General features: G+C 74.6%; 13 protein-coding genes. 12 read left to right on the top strand and 1 reads right to left on the bottom strand.

The window, feature by feature from the left end; all coding sequences use genetic code 11:
• Position 1 precedes the first annotated feature (1 nt).
• From ACFY2K_RS00075 to ACFY2K_RS00095, 5 genes are all read left to right on the top strand, one after another.
• Positions 2-1,024 carry a type II secretion system F family protein gene (locus ACFY2K_RS00075; protein WP_387708896.1) on the top strand — a complete coding sequence of 341 codons (1,023 nt, stop codon included), beginning with the start codon at positions 2-4 and terminating at the stop codon, positions 1,022-1,024.
• Positions 1,025-1,290: 266 nt separating this feature from the next.
• On the top strand, positions 1,291-1,860 hold the full coding sequence (locus tag ACFY2K_RS00080) for a type II secretion system F family protein (RefSeq protein ID WP_387708899.1): 570 nt from the start codon (positions 1,291-1,293) through the stop codon (positions 1,858-1,860).
• 74 nt (positions 1,861-1,934) lie between these two features.
• Positions 1,935-2,207, top strand: coding sequence for a DUF4244 domain-containing protein (locus tag ACFY2K_RS00085; protein WP_375887585.1), 273 nt, complete (start codon positions 1,935-1,937; stop codon positions 2,205-2,207).
• A 127-nt stretch (positions 2,208-2,334) separates the two neighbouring features.
• Entirely contained in the window at positions 2,335-2,712 is a 378-nt protein-coding gene (locus ACFY2K_RS00090; RefSeq protein WP_387708903.1) for a TadE family type IV pilus minor pilin, read from the top strand.
• An 85-nt stretch (positions 2,713-2,797) separates the two neighbouring features.
• Complete coding sequence (locus ACFY2K_RS00095; RefSeq protein WP_387708906.1) at positions 2,798-3,367, top strand: Rv3654c family TadE-like protein; 570 nt, start codon at positions 2,798-2,800, stop codon at positions 3,365-3,367.
• Here the strand turns inward: ACFY2K_RS00095 and ACFY2K_RS00100 are convergent.
• Positions 3,362-5,773 (bottom strand): DEAD/DEAH box helicase, encoded by a 2,412-nt coding sequence (locus ACFY2K_RS00100; protein WP_387708909.1) that lies wholly within the window; start codon positions 5,771-5,773, stop codon positions 3,362-3,364. The two genes, ACFY2K_RS00095 and ACFY2K_RS00100, sit on opposite strands and share 6 nt — an antisense overlap.
• Before the next feature lie 230 nt (positions 5,774-6,003).
• On the opposite strand from ACFY2K_RS00100, the gene bldG reads away from it, so the two are divergent.
• The 7 genes from bldG to topA all read left to right on the top strand — a co-directional run bounded on the left by bldG (position 6,004) and on the right by topA (position 14,103).
• Positions 6,004-6,345: an anti-sigma factor antagonist BldG gene (bldG, locus tag ACFY2K_RS00105; RefSeq protein ID WP_188305076.1), complete on the top strand. Its 342-nt coding sequence runs from the start codon at positions 6,004-6,006 to the stop codon at positions 6,343-6,345.
• A gap of 156 nt (positions 6,346-6,501) precedes the next feature.
• Positions 6,502-6,921, top strand: coding sequence for an ATP-binding protein (locus ACFY2K_RS00110; RefSeq protein WP_375887576.1), 420 nt, complete (start codon positions 6,502-6,504; stop codon positions 6,919-6,921).
• A gap of 162 nt (positions 6,922-7,083) precedes the next feature.
• The gene (locus ACFY2K_RS00115) at positions 7,084-7,452 is read left to right on the top strand and encodes a cyclophilin-like fold protein (protein ID WP_375887574.1); all 369 of its coding nucleotides are present in this window, start codon (positions 7,084-7,086) and stop codon (positions 7,450-7,452) included.
• Between the two features lie 165 nt (positions 7,453-7,617).
• Positions 7,618-8,394, top strand: coding sequence for a hypothetical protein (locus ACFY2K_RS00120; protein WP_387708914.1), 777 nt, complete (start codon positions 7,618-7,620; stop codon positions 8,392-8,394).
• Positions 8,395-8,562: 168 nt separating this feature from the next.
• Complete coding sequence (locus tag ACFY2K_RS00125; protein ID WP_387708916.1) at positions 8,563-10,095, top strand: methyltransferase; 1,533 nt, start codon at positions 8,563-8,565, stop codon at positions 10,093-10,095.
• A gap of 236 nt (positions 10,096-10,331) precedes the next feature.
• The gene (locus ACFY2K_RS00130) at positions 10,332-10,808 is read left to right on the top strand and encodes a DUF3592 domain-containing protein (RefSeq protein ID WP_380399542.1); all 477 of its coding nucleotides are present in this window, start codon (positions 10,332-10,334) and stop codon (positions 10,806-10,808) included.
• A 427-nt stretch (positions 10,809-11,235) separates the two neighbouring features.
• On the top strand, positions 11,236-14,103 hold the full coding sequence (gene topA, locus ACFY2K_RS00135) for a type I DNA topoisomerase (RefSeq protein WP_380588300.1): 2,868 nt from the start codon (positions 11,236-11,238) through the stop codon (positions 14,101-14,103).
• Positions 14,104-14,211: the final 108 nt, after the last annotated feature.

Here is a 14,211-nt window from a genome sequence, read left to right on the forward strand (position 1 = left end):
CATGACGCAGGTCCAACCGGCGCTCTGCTGGGTGACGTTGCTGTGCCTGCTGGCCGCCGTCGGGTGGCGGGCGGTCCAGGAGCAGCTACCCGGTGGGCGGCGCTCCAGGCTGGTGCCGGCGGGCAGCGGGCCCCCGGTGTACGGGCCCCCGGTCCACGAGCCGCAGCCGGAGGAGGTGGGCCGGGTGCGGGGTCGGCTGCTTGGGCTGCTGGCGCCCGAACTACTGGCGCTGCCGGTGGGCTTGGTCGCCGGCCAGGCGACCGCCTCGCCCGTGCCGGTGCTCGCGGGAGTGCTGGCCGTCCTCCCCCTGAGGAGGTGGCGGCTGCGGCGGCGACGGGAGGCCGAGGCCGGGCGGCGGGCCGCCGCGGTGGTGGAGCTGTGTGCCGCGCTGGCCGGGGAGTTGCGCAGTGGTGCGACCCCGGAGCAGGCCCTGCACCTGGTCACGGCCCGGCTGGCCGCGGACCCGGACGGGCTGCGCCGGCTCGGCGCGGAGCCGGTGGCCCGGCTGGCGGCGGGGCGCTACGGCGGGGACGTCCCCGCTGCGCTCCAGCTGCTCGCCGAACTGCCCGGCGGCAGTGGGGCGGCAGCGATCGCTGCCTGCTGGCGGGTGGCCTCCGACGGCGGGTCGGGGCTGGCCGCTGCGCTGGACCGGGTCGCGGAGGCGCTGCGCGGTGAGCGGGCCTTGACCGAGGAGATCGCGGGGGAGCTGGCCGGACCGCGCGCGACGATCGCGGTCCTGGCCGCCCTGCCGGGCGCGGGGCTGCTCCTGGGCGGAGCGCTCGGGGCCCGTCCGGTGGAGGTCCTGCTGCACACCCCGGCTGGACTCGGCTGTCTGGGGGCGGGGGCGGTGCTGGAGGGCCTGGGGGTGCTCTGGACGGCCCGGATCGTCCGGGCGGCGGCCCAGAGCGCGTTGGAGGCCCCCTGGGGTGTGGGGAGCCGTCCTGGGGTGACGGGCCTGCCTCGGCGCGGTGGTGGGCGGCGAGGGGGCCCGTGGGCGCTCGATGTCGGAGCGGGGGCGGGGTGATGCGACTGGGCGGGTGGGTGCCGGCCGGGCTTTCGGTGACGGCTGTGGCGCTATCGGCGGCTGCGGCCGGGGTGGCCCGGCACGGGGCGGGGCGCAGCGCCGGACGGAGGGCGTTCGCCTGGCAGCGGGAACGAGAGGAGGTGCGGAGTCGAACCGGGCCCGGGCGCACCGATCTTGGGCGCACCGATGTTGGGCGCAGCGGGGTCGGGCGCAGCGGGGTTGGACCCCGGCGGCGACTGGCGACGGCGGTCGTCGCGGGGCTGGCGGTGGCGGCGCTGGTCGGTGGTGGCCCCGGTGCGGTGGCCGGGGCGCTGGCAGCGGTGGGCGTGCACCGGTGGTCGGCCCGGGCCAGATCGCCGACGGATCGCCGGGCGATGCTGGAGGAGCAGTTGCTGCTCAGGCAACTTCCCTTGGGCGCTGAGCTGTTGGCGGCCTGCCTCGGAGCGGCGGCGCTGCCCTCGGCGGCGGTGGCGGCGGTGGGGCGGAGCGTGGGCGCACCGCTGGGGCCGAGGCTGGTCGCGATCGGGGCCGAACTGGTCCTGGGCGCACCGCCGGAGCTCTGCTGGACCAGGTTGGGCGCACGGCACCCGGCGCTGGCGCCGCTGGCGCGGTGCCTGGTCCGGACGAGCCTCGGTGGAGCTCCCGCGACCGGCCCGTTGGTCGAACTGGCCCGGGAGCAGCGGACCGCCGCCAGCCGGGCGGCCCACGTCAGGGTCCGCCGGGCCGCGGTGCTCGCCACCGCGCCGCTCGGGCTCTGCTTCCTGCCGGCCTTCGTCCTGATCGGAGTGGTGCCGGTGGTGATCGGCCTGACCAGCCGTTTCGGGTGGGCGATGTGAGTGGGTGTCGGGTCCGGGCCCGTCGGGCCGGGACCCGCGAGAGGGACCGGTAAGTATCCAGACAGGAGAGATCGATGACTGCAGTTTTCGCGACCAGGCCCAGCATCGGGCGTCCGTTCCAGCACCTGCCGGGAGCGTGGCGGCGGAAGAGCCGCGGGGTCGCCGGCCGGGTGCGCAGGGTGGCGCGGTACCGGGGGCGTTCGGACGCCGGGATGACCACGGCTGAGTACGCCGTCGGCACGCTGGGTGCGTGCGCCCTCGCGGCCGGGCTGTACAAGGTGGTCACCAGCGCGGCCATCACCGGGGCGCTGACCGAGACGCTGGAACGGGCGCTCCGTGCGACGTAGCGCCCGACCGCGACCCGGCCGGTCGAACCGGCCTGTACGGGCCGTACGGAGGCCGTGGCAGGGGCCGTGGCAGGGGTCGTGGCGGGGGCGGCGCGGGGACGCCGGCTTCGTCACGGCGGAGACGGCGGTGCTGCTGCCCGCGCTCGTCCTGCTCGCGGCGATGCTGATCTGGGGCGTGCTCGCGGCCGCGGCGCAGATCACCTGCGTGGACGCGGCCAGGATCGGCGCCAGGGCGGCCGCCCGGGGCGAGTCGGACGCCGCCGGACTCGCCCGTGCGGCGGCTCCGCCGGGAGCGCGGGTCCGGGTGGCGGTCGCGGCGGACACGGTACGGGTCGACGTGGACGCCCCGTGCGCGGCGCCGGGGAGGTTGGCCGGGCTGCTCGCTGTCCGGGTCGGTGCGATGGCGGTGGCCGCCCGGGAGGACGTGTTGGGCGGCACCGCGGAAGGAATGGAAGGAGCGGAAGGGACCGTGGAGGGAGGAGGTGGAGGTGGATGGCCCGCCTGACGGCTCGACAGTGGCCCGGAGGACTGCCAGGTCGGCCGACTGCCGTCCGGTTGGCCGTCGGTGGGCGGTGGAGTGGCCGGCGCGGTTGGGGCGGTTCGGGCGGGTCCGTAGCGCTCGGGCGGCGGCACCGGGCAGGGGCGGGTACGGGGCGGACACGGGCTCGGCGACGGTCTGGCTGCTCGCCCTGGCGATGCTGGGCACGACGGTCTTCGCGGCGACGGTCGCGGTCGGCACGGTGGTGGCCGCCCGGCACCGGGCCGAGTCGGCAGCCGACCTGGCGGCCCTCGCGGCCGCGGACCGGCTGCTGCTGGACCCGGACGGCGGCTGCGCCCGGGCCGTCGGGATCGCGGCGGCGCAGGGGGCCGCGCTGGTGTCCTGCGCGGTGGACCGTTCCGCGGACGCCGTCGAGGTGGTGGCCGAGGTGCCGGTCGGTGGGCTTCCGCGGCGGCTGCCGGTCGGTCCGGCGCGGGCGAGGTCGCGGGCCGGGCCGGTGCGGGCCCCGGCCGCCGCGGCCGAGGACGGCCTCGGCGAGGCGCTGGGCGGCCCCAGCGGCCCCGGTACCCCGGGCGGGATCCCGAGCGCCGCGCCCACGGCCCCCGGCCCGTTGCCGGCCCCCGGTGCGCCCACGGCCCCGGGCGGGGCGGTGGCCTCATGAAGCGGCCGGTGCTCCGCCGTCCGGGTCCGCTGCGGGTCCTACCGCTGGCCCTACCGCCGGGCCTGCGGCGGGGGCCGCCGCCGCGGCCGCCCCGGGCGCTCCGGCCAGCAGGACGTCCAGCAGCCGGACGGCGGCCGTCTTGTCCAGCGGGTCGTTCCCGTTGCCGCACTTGGGCGACTGGACGCAGGACGGGCAGCCGCGCTCGCACTCGCAGGAGGCGATCGCCGCGCGGGTGGCGGTGAGCCACTCGACGGCGCGCTGGAAGCCGCGTTCGGCGAAGCCGGCGCCGCCCGGGTGGCCGTCGTAGACGAACACCGTGGGCAGCCCGGTGTCGGGGTGCAGCGGGACGGAGACGCCGCCGATGTCCCACCGGTCGCAGGTGGCGAACAGCGGCAGCAGCCCGATCGAGGCGTGCTCGGCGGCATGGGCGGCGCCGGGCAGCCGGTCGAGCGGCAGGTCCGCGTCGAGCAGTTGGTCCTCGGTGACGGACCACCAGACGGCGCGGGTGCGCAGGGTGCGGGGCGGGAGGTCGAGCTTGCTCTCACCCATGATCTCCCCGGTGGAGATCCGCTTCCGGAGGTAGCCGACCACCTGGTTGACCACCTCCACCGAGCCGAAGCTGAGTCGGCCCTCGCCCCAGTGGACGGTGGTGTCGGTGTCGAGGACGGAGATGGAGGTGATGTCACGGGCGGCCGTGGTGTACGGCGGGTCAGCCGGTTCGACCAGGGCGACCGAGTCCTCCAGGTCGAGCTCCCGGACCAGGTAGGTACGGCCCTGGTGGAGGTGGACGGCCCCGGTGTGGACGGTGGTGTGGGCGGCCGCGGCGTCCACGGTGCCGAGCAGCCGGCCGGTGTCGGCCTCGACGATCTGCACCGGGCTGCCGCCGCTGCCCCGCAGGTCGACGGCGTCGGCGGCGCGCTCCCGGCGGGTCCAGTACCAGGAGCCGTCGGTGCGCCGGCGCAGCAGGCCGCGCCGTTCCAGCACCGGCAGCAGCGGTGCGGTGGAGGGCCCGAACAGCTCCAGGTCGGCGTCGGTGAGCGGGAGTTCGGCGGCGGCCGCGCACAGGTGCGGGGCGAGTACGTGCGGGTTGTCGGGGTCGAGCACGGTGGCCTCGACGGGTGTCGCGAACAGCGCCTCCGGGTGGTGCACCAGGTAGGTGTCCAGCGGGTCGTCGCGGGCGATCAGGATGGCCAGCGCGCCCTGGGCCTCCCGGCCCGCCCGGCCGGCCTGCTGCCAGAGCGAGGCCCGGGTGCCGGGGTAACCGGCCATCAGGACGGCGTCGAGGCCGGAGATGTCGACGCCGAGTTCGAGGGCGGAGGTGGAGGCGAGTCCGAGCAGTCGGCCGGAGTGGAGGTCGCGCTCCAGGGCCCGGCGTTCGTCGGCGAGGTAGCCGCCGCGGTAGGCGGCCACCCGCTCGGCGAGCGGTCGGCCGAGCTGGTCCTGGGTCTGCAGGGCGACGAGTTCGGCGGCGCGCCGGGAGCGGACGAACACGACCGTCCGGGTCTGCCGTTCGACCAGGTCGGTCAGCAGGTACGCGGCCTCGGCGGTGGCGGTGCGGCGCACCGGGGCGCCGTGCTCCCCGACGTTCTCGGTCAGCGGCGGCTCCCAGAGGCCGAAGACCATCGGGCCGCGCGGCGAGGCGTCCTCGGTGACGGCCGCCGCGGGCAGACCGGTCAGTCGCCGGGCGGTGACGGCCGGGTCGGCGGTGGTGGCGGAGGCGAGCAGGAAGGTGGGTGACGAACCGTAACGGGCGCAGAGGCGGCGCAGCCGCCGCAGCACCTGGGCGACGTGCGAGCCGAACACGCCCCGGTAGCTGTGGCACTCGTCGACGACCACGTAGCGCAGCACCTTGAGGAAGGAGGCCCAGCGGGCGTGCGCGGGGAGGATGCCCCGGTGCAGCATGTCCGGGTTGGTGAGCACGTAGGAGGCGTACTGGCGGACCCACTCGCGCTCCTCGGGGGGCGTGTCGCCGTCGTACAGGGCGGCCCGGACCCGGGGCGGGGCGAGTTCGGCGGCGCGGCGGCGCTGGTCGGCGGCGAGCGCCTTGGTCGGGGCCAGGTAGAGCGCGGTGGCGCCGCGGCCGTTGCGGGCCTCGGTGCCCTCCAGCAGGTCGCTGAGGACCGGTGCCAGGTAGCCCAGCGACTTGCCCGAGGCGGTGCCTGTGGCGATCACCACAGTCTGGCCGCTTTTGGCCAGGTTCATCGCTTCTGCCTGGTGCGCCCAGGGCTGTTCCACCCCGACGTCCGCCGCGGCGGCGACGATCTCCGGTCGGATCGAGTCGGGCCACGGTGAATAACGCGCAGGCCGGGCGGGAAGGTGCTCCGTATGGGTGAGCCGGTCGGCCCGCCCCCGACTGGTGGACAGGGTCGTGAGCAGTGCCTCGGGCAGGCTGTGTCGGGGCGGCATGAGGACCCAGTGTGTCACCGGCGTGACGGAGAATCGTCGTAAGCCATCGTGCGGTCATGGTCGCAGGTGGTTGAATGTGGCCGTGACGGCCGTATGGCCGTGGGTCGCAGCGCTGAGGCTCGCCACGCGTTGGCTTGTTGGCTTGGCGCGCCCGGGCTCGCGACCATGCGGTGGCGGCCGTCCGGCCGAGGATCGCACATGACGTAGCAAGGCAAGGTGCTGGAGGTTCCGTGGACCTGTCCCTGTCGACCCGTGCAGTCGGCGATCGTACGGTCGTCGAGGTTGGCGGCGAGATCGATGTGTACACCGCCCCGAAGCTGCGGGAGCAGCTGGTCGAGCTCGTCAACGACGGCAAGTACCACCTCGTCGTCGACATGGAGGGCGTCGACTTCCTCGACTCGACCGGCCTCGGCGTGCTCGTGGGCGGTCTGAAGCGGGTGCGTGCCCACGAGGGCTCGCTGCGCCTGGTGTGCAACCAGGAGCGCATTCTCAAGATCTTCCGGATCACCGGTCTGACGAAGGTCTTCCCGATCCACACTTCGGTGGACGACGCGGTCGCCGCGACCGACTGACGCGTCCGGGCCGGCCCCCGCGGTCGGCCCGCCCGTTCCACGCGTTCGGGGCGCGGGGGCCTGTGCGGCCCCCGTTCCCCGGGCGTCTCAGGGCCGGTCCAGCCGGTCCGCGGGGCCGCGCTGTCGGCCCCGGTCGGAGTACCCCGAGGGGGAGAGATGGCAACCGTCGAACTTCGATTCAGCGCGCTTCCCGAGCACGTGCGGACGGCCAGGCTGGTCGCCGCGGCCGTCGCCAGACGGGCCGGGGTCGACGAGTCGGTGCTCGACGAGGTACGGCTCGCGGTCGGTGAGGCGTGCTCCCGTGCGGTCGGTCTGCACCAGCGTGGTGGGATCGGCGGCACGGTGCGGGTCGCTTTGACCGACCAGGAGAAGCGTTTCCTCATCGAGGTCGAGGACGAGGCGGGCCCCGCCGCGGTCCCGGCCGCCGGTGCCGCCGAGGGCGGCGACCCGGACGAGGACACCCTGGGACTCGCCGTGATCACCGGCCTGGTCGAGGACCTGGAGGTCACCAACGGCGCCGACGGCGGCGTGATCCGGATGAGCTGGCCGGTTTCGGTGCCCTCCGTCGCGGTCTGACGTCACCCGGCTGTGCCTGCGGGCGCCCACGTTCCGGACGCCCGTACTCCGGACGCCCACGTTCCGGACGCCCGTTGACAAGGTGTGCGGCCCGGCGGTTCGCTGCTTCCGGCACGACCGGGTCCGGTCATCGACCGGACCTCGTCGCGGAAGAGGAAGCACATGCGGATCCGCATCCTGTGGCCGGCCGGGCAGGCCACCGCCACGCTGGCGGCCACCCCCACCACCGAAGCGCTCTGGGCCGAGCTGCCGATCAGTTCCACGGCCTCCACCTGGGGCGAGGAGGTCTACTTCGGCACGCCCGTGAGCGTGCCGCGCGAGGACGGTGCCCGGCAGGTGGTCGAGCCGGGCACGGTCGCGTACTGGACCGACGGCGACAGCCTCGCGCTGCCGTACGGACCGACCCCGATCTCGCACGACGGCGAGTGCCGACTGGCCGGTCCCTGCAACGTCCTCGGCCTGCTGGACGGCGATGCCCGGGTGCTGAGCACCGTGCGGCCGGGCGATCCGATCCGGGTCGAGCGGGCCTGAGCGTCGGGGAGGAGCCGTGGGCGTCGGGCGGGGGCCGGGCACCGTGCGTGGGGCGGGAGTTCGGGGCCGGGAGGGGCGGGAGCCGGGCAGCCGGGAACCGGACGGGCGGTGACGGCCGTGTAGGTTCGACGACCGAAGACGACCGAAACCGAAAGGCTCCTCCCGGTGAACAAGCGACTGCTGGCCGTACCCGCCCTCGGCGTGCTGCTCGCGTTCGGCGCCGTCGGCTGCGGCGGCGACGACAACAGCAAGCAGCTGGACTCCTGGGCGTCGAACGTCTGCGGCGCGGCCAAGGACCCGATCGCCCAGGCGCAGGTCGCGCTCGCCGACACCGCCCAGGTGAAGACCGGTGAGTCCCCGACCGACCTGCGGAAGCGGCTGTCGGCGGACATCGGGCGACTGGGCAAGACCAACCAGGACATCGCGGCCGCGATCGACGCGGCCGGTGCGCCCAAGGTGGACAACGGTGCCGCGCTGCAGAAGGACACCGTCGACGAGTTGAAGAAGGCGGCCGACGGCTACCTGGACGTCCAGAAGAAGCTGGACGCCCTGGCCATCGACGACCAGGCGAAGTTCGCGGACGGGCTGAACAGCGTCGGCGACCAGTTGCGCCGGCTGTCCTCGCTGTCCACCCAGGCGCAGAGCAAGCTGGGCAGCGGCGACCTCGGCAAGGCGATGGCCAAGCAGGAGGGGTGCAAGCCCTCCCAGGCCACCCCGGGTGCCGGGGCGAGCGGCAGTGCCGGTGGCTCCACGGCCACCCCCGGTGCGGGCGGCAGCCCGAGCGCCGGTGCCACCTCCTCGGCGGGTGCCCCCAGCGGCAGCCCCGCGCCGGGCGGGACGGACAGCGCGAGCCCGGCGGCCGCCCCCTCGGCGGGCGCCACCACCCCGGCGGCCCCGGCTTCGTCCTCGGCCCCGGCGGCGCCGGCACCCAGCGCGAGCTGAGCCGAGGTCCCGTCCGGCGTCCCGGCTTCCGGAGGCCCTGCCCGACGTCCCGGTGCGCCCGGTGGGGCGCTCCGGCCGTCGGCGGGGGCGTGGGGCCGGGCCTGCGCTCCCGGTGGGGTCGGCGGGCCGGTGGGGCAGGGGCGGGGTGAGGCGGGGGACAATGGCGGGGTGATCAGTAGCCCCGTTCTCGACCCGACCCGCCTGGCCAAGCTGCGCGAGGCGCTGCTGGCCGCCTCGTTCACCGCCGATGGGTGCCTGGACCTCCTGGGGCCCACCGGCTACGCGGCGTTGGCCCGCAGTGAGGCCGTCCCGGCGCTGCGCGCGACGCGGGGCGGCAGCCCGCTGGAGACGCTGGTGCGGCTCTTCCTGCTGCAGCAGCCGGTGCCGTACCGGGCGGCCGCCGCCGCGCTGCCGGTGGAGGACTGCCTGGCGGACGGCTGGCTGCGCCCGGACGGGGACCTGGTGCGCGCCACCGTGGACGTCCGGCCGTACGCCAACGAGGTTTCCGGGATGCCCAGTTCGGACGCCTGGGTGGTGTCCGACCTGGGGTGCGCGGTCGGTGGCGCGGGCGGGATCGGCTCCGGTGAGACCGCGCACGGGGTGGCCCGCAAGGACCTGGTGCTGGGGGTCGGCGGGGCGTCCACCACGCTGGCCAACATCACCGTGCGCCGTCCCGTCCGGGCGGCGCTGGACCTCGGTTCGGGCTCTGGCGTACAGGCGCTGCACGCGGCCCGGCACGCCGGGAGCGTCACCGCCACCGACCTCAACCCGCGTGCCCTGCGGTTCACCGAACTGACCCTGGCGCTGTCCGGGTTCGACGACACCGAGGTGTTCACCGGCAGTCTCTTCGAGCCGGTCGGGGAGCGGAAGTTCGACCTGATCGTCTCCAACCCGCCGTTCGTGATCTCGCCCGGCGGCCGGTTCACCTACCGTGACGGCGGCATGGCCGGGGACGACCTGTGCCGCAGCCTGGTGCGGTCGGCCGCCGAGCACCTGGAGCCGGGTGGCTACTGCCAGTTGCTCGCCAACTGGCAGCACGTCAGGGGCGAGGACTGGCAGGAGCGGCTGGCCGGCTGGGTGGCGGGCACCGGACTGGACGCCTGGGTGGTCCAGCGCGAGGTCCAGGACGTGGCCCAGTACGCCGAGTTGTGGCTGCGCGACGGCGGTGACCACCGCGGCCCGGGCGGCGACTACCAGGCCCGGTACGGCGAGTGGCTGGACGCCTTCGAGGCGGGCCGGGTCGAGGGCATCGGGATGGGCTGGATCACCCTGCGGGCGGGCGGCGCCGAGCGTCCGACCGTGCGGGTGGAGGAGTGGCCGCACCCGGTGGAGCAGCCGCTCGGTCCGCACATCGACGCGTGGTTCGACCGGCAGGACTTCCTGCGCTCGCACGACGACGCGGGCCTGCTCGCGGCCCGCTACGTGCTGGCCGACGAGGTGGTCCAGGAGCAGGTCGGTGCGCCGGGGGCGGAGGACCCGGAGCACGTGGTGCTGCGGCACAACCGGGGCATGCGGCGGGCCACCAAGGTGGACACGGTCGGCGCCGGGTTCGTCGGGGTGTGCGACGGCACGCTCTCGGCGGGCGAGATCGTGGACGCCATCGCGCACCTGCTGGGCGAGGACCGGGTGGTGCTGCGGGACCGGGTGCCGGAGTCGCTCCGGCTGCTGACCGAGCAGGGGTTCATCGACCCGGTGCGGTGAGGTCCGGTGCGCTGAGGTTAGGCGCGGTGCGGTGCCGTGCGGGGCCGTGCCGTGTGGCGTGGTGCCGTGCCGTACTCCGGCCCCGTTCGGTAGAACGCCGCTCCGGCACCTTCCGGTTCACCCTCCCGTACCCCCTGGTTCGTCCGGTGGTCCCCGTCCGGCTGCCCGCCGTTGGTCGGGTGCTGTGAGGCTCTGTCCACAGGCTGTGGACAGAGTTGGGGAGCCGGGGGCCAGGGGTGGACACGACGACGGCGACCGTCGGCGGGCTGGTGCTCGCCCTCTTCGGTGGCGCGCTGCTGCTCTGGTGCGCCGCCGAAGTGCGCCTTCGCCACCGGGTGCGCCGCTCGGGGGTTCCGGTGGTGGCGACGGTCGTCGCCGAGAGGGACGTGCACGGCCAGCTGGACAGCGCGCCGCTGCTCTCCTTCTCCGTGCCGCCGGCGGTCGGCGGGGCCGGGTCGGGCTCCGGCTCCGGTTCCGGCCGGATCGCGGAACTCGTGCTCACCCGGCCGCGCGGGCACACCCCGCTGCGCCGTCCGGAGCGGTTCGCGCCCGGAGCCCCGGTGCGGATCTGCTACGACCCGGACCGCCCCCGCCGGGCGGTGCTGGCGGCCGGGGAGATCGGCCGGGCGGCGGTCGTCGACCTGCTCTGGTGCGCCCTGGGGGTGGCGTGCCTGGGGGCGGGCGCCGGGCTGCTGGCGGCGATCGGCCGCTGAGGGGGCGAGCAGCCCCTCGGTCGGTCGGCCGGACCCGGTGTCAGGGTCCGTCGGCCGGATCCGGCGGTCCGTCGGCTGTCGTCCGGCGGCCGGGTCCGGCGCGATCCGGAGAGCGCCATACCGCATGCGCGCCGATTTTCCGTTGACAGATCTTGAAATCCGTCATTCCATCCTCCGGAACCTGCCGAAGCCCCCCTCCACGGGGCGCGAACCTCCGTCATCGGGTTACCGTTCGAGTGGCGTCGGTGAGCGCGGCAAGCGAAACAGCGGGATCCGTCCGTTTGACAAGGGTGGCCGGGGTACGGTCACACTCCGCTGGTGGGGTGTCGTGCAGCGGCGACCCCGGGACGGTGGAGGGGTCGGGCGGAGCGCAGCCCGTGCTGCCAGCGCCGACCAGCCACATAAGGACCGGGAGAGAAGAGCGAAGGTGTCCCCGAGCAGCGAGACCGCGCACGGACAGCGACTCGTCATTGTCGAGTCGCCGGCCAAGGCGAAGACGATCAAGGGCTACCTGGGCCCCGGCTACATCGTCGAGGCGAGCGTCGGGCACATCCGCGACCTGCCCAGCACCGCGGCCGAGGTGCCGGACAAGTACACCGGCGAGGTGCGCCGCCTCGGAGTGGACGTCGATCACGACTTCGCTCCGATCTACGTGGTCAACGCGGACAAGAAGTCCCAGGTCAGCAAGTTGAAGTCGCTCCTGGCGGAGTCCGACGAACTCTTCCTGGCCACCGATGAGGACCGCGAGGGCGAGGCCATCGCGTGGCACCTCCAGCAGGTCCTCAAGCCCAAGGTGCCGGTGCACCGGATGGTGTTCCACGAGATCACCAAGACGGCGATCCAGGAGGCCGTGGCCAACCCGCGCGAGCTGAACCAGCGCCTGGTCGACGCCCAGGAGACCCGCCGCATCCTCGACCGCCTCTACGGCTTCGAGGTTTCGCCGGTGCTGTGGAAGAAGGTCATGCCGAAGCTGTCGGCGGGCCGGGTGCAGTCCGTGGCGACCCGTCTGGTGGTCGAGCGCGAGCGTGAGCGGATGGCTTTCCACACCGCCTCGTACTGGGACCTGGTCGGCACCTTCGGCACCGGCCGCACCCCGGCCGACGCCGCCAACCCGGAGACCTTCGGCGCCCGGCTGGCCTCGGTCGACGGCAAGCGGATCGCCAGCGGCCGCGACTTCGGTTCGGACGGCCGGCTCAAGGCCGGCAGCACCAACACCCTGCACCTGGACGAGCAGGCCGCGCGTCAGCTGGCCGCCGCCCTGGAGCAGACCGCGTTCAGCGTCCGCAGCGTCGAGTCCAAGCCGTACCGCCGCTCGCCGTACGCGCCGTTCCGCACCACCACGCTCCAGCAGGAGGCCAGCCGCAAGCTGGGCTTCGGTGCCAAGCGGACCATGCAGGTGGCCCAGAAGCTGTACGAGAACGGCTTCATCACCTACATGCGTACCGACTCGACCACGCTGTCGGAGACGGCCGTCACCGCCGCCCGCGTGCAGGTCACCCAGCTGTACGGCGCCGACTACCTGCCGGACGCCCCGCGCACCTACGCCAGCAAGGTCAAGAACGCCCAGGAGGCGCACGAGGCCGTCCGCCCCTCCGGCGACCGCTTCCGCACCCCCGCCGAGACCGGTCTGAGCGGCGACGACTTCCGGCTGTACGAGCTGATCTGGATGCGCACCGTCGCCTCCCAGATGAAGGACGCGGTCGGCCAGTCCGTCACCGTCCGGGTCGGTGGCGCCTCCGCCGACGGGCGGGACGTCGAGTTCTCCGCCTCCGGCAAGATCATCACCTTCCACGGCTTCCTCAAGGCCTACGTCGAGGGCGCCGACGACCCGAACGCCGAGCTCGACGACCGCGAACGCCGGCTGCCGCAGGTCGCCCAGGGCGACCCGCTGGCCGCCGAGCGGATCACCCCGGAGGGCCACGCCACCAAGCCGCCGGCCCGCTACACCGAGGCCTCGCTGGTCAAGGAGCTGGAGGACCGCGAGATCGGCCGCCCCTCCACCTACGCGTCGATCATCGACACGATCATCCAGCGCCGGTACGTGTTCAAGAAGGGCACGGCGCTCGTCCCGTCCTTCCTCTCCTTCGCCGTGGTCAACCTGCTGGAGAAGCACTTCGGCCGGCTGGTCGACTACGACTTCACCGCGAGGATGGAGGACGACCTCGACCGGATCGCCGCCGGTGAGGCGAAGTCCGTGCCGTGGCTCAAGCGCTTCTACTTCGGTGAGGGCGAGGGCGCGGCCGGCGGTGCCGCCGAGGCCGGCAACGGCGACGGCGACCACCTGGGCGGCCTGAAGGAACTGGTCACCGACCTCGGCGCGATCGACGCCCGGGAGATCAGCTCGTTCCGGATCAGCGACGACATCACCCTGCGGGTCGGCCGCTACGGCCCGTACGTCGAGCGCGCCTCCGCCGTCGAGGGCGAGCCCGGCCAGCGCGCCGACATCCCGGACGAGCTGCCGCCGGACGAGCTGACCGTCGAGCTGGCCGAGGAGCTGCTGGCCAAGCCCAGCGGCGACTTCGAGCTCGGCCCGGACCCGGTCAGCGGCAACATGCTGGTCGCCAAGGACGGCCGCTACGGCCCGTACGTGACCGAGATCCTGCCCGAGGGCACGCCCAAGACCGGCAAGAACGCCGTCAAGCCGCGCACCGCCTCGCTGTTCAAGACCATGGCGCTGGACACCGTCACCCTGGAGGACGCGCTGCGGCTGCTCTCGCTGCCGCGCGTGGTCGGCACCGACGCCGAGGGCGCCGAGATCACCGCGCAGAACGGCCGCTACGGCCCGTACCTCAAGCGCGGCACCGACTCGCGCTCGCTCACCAGCGAGGACCAGCTCTTCACCATCACCCTCGACGAGGCGCTGGCGATCTACGCCCAGCCCAAGCAGCGCGGTCGCGCCGCGGCCGCCCCGCCGCTCAAGGAGCTGGGCACCGACCCGGTCTCCGAGCGCCCGGTGGTGGTCAAGGACGGCCGCTTCGGCCCGTACGTGACCGACGGCGAGACCAACGCCACGCTGCGCAAGGACGACGAGGTCGAGACCATCACGCCGGAGCGCGGCTACGAGCTGCTCGCCGAGAAGCGGGCGCGCGGGCCGGTGAAGAAGGTGGCGAAGAAGGCCCCGGCGAAGAAGGCCGCGGCGAAGAAGACGACCACCGCCAAGGCGACGGCGACCAAGACCGCCGCCAAGAAGACGGCGGCGAAGAAGACGACCACCACCAAGACGGCGGCGGCGAAGAAGACGGCCGCGAAGAAGACCGCGGCCGCCAAGACCACCGCCACCACCGACGAGGGCTGATCCGACGGGGCTGATCCGTCGGGCGGCAGCTCGACGGCAGCTCGACGGCGGCTCGACGGCGGCACCGGGCCCGCGTCCCCCACCAGGGGGCGCGGGCCCGAGCTCTGT

This window comes from Kitasatospora sp. NPDC001309 (genome assembly GCF_042896295.1).
Lineage (GTDB): Bacteria > Actinomycetota > Actinomycetes > Streptomycetales > Streptomycetaceae > Kitasatospora.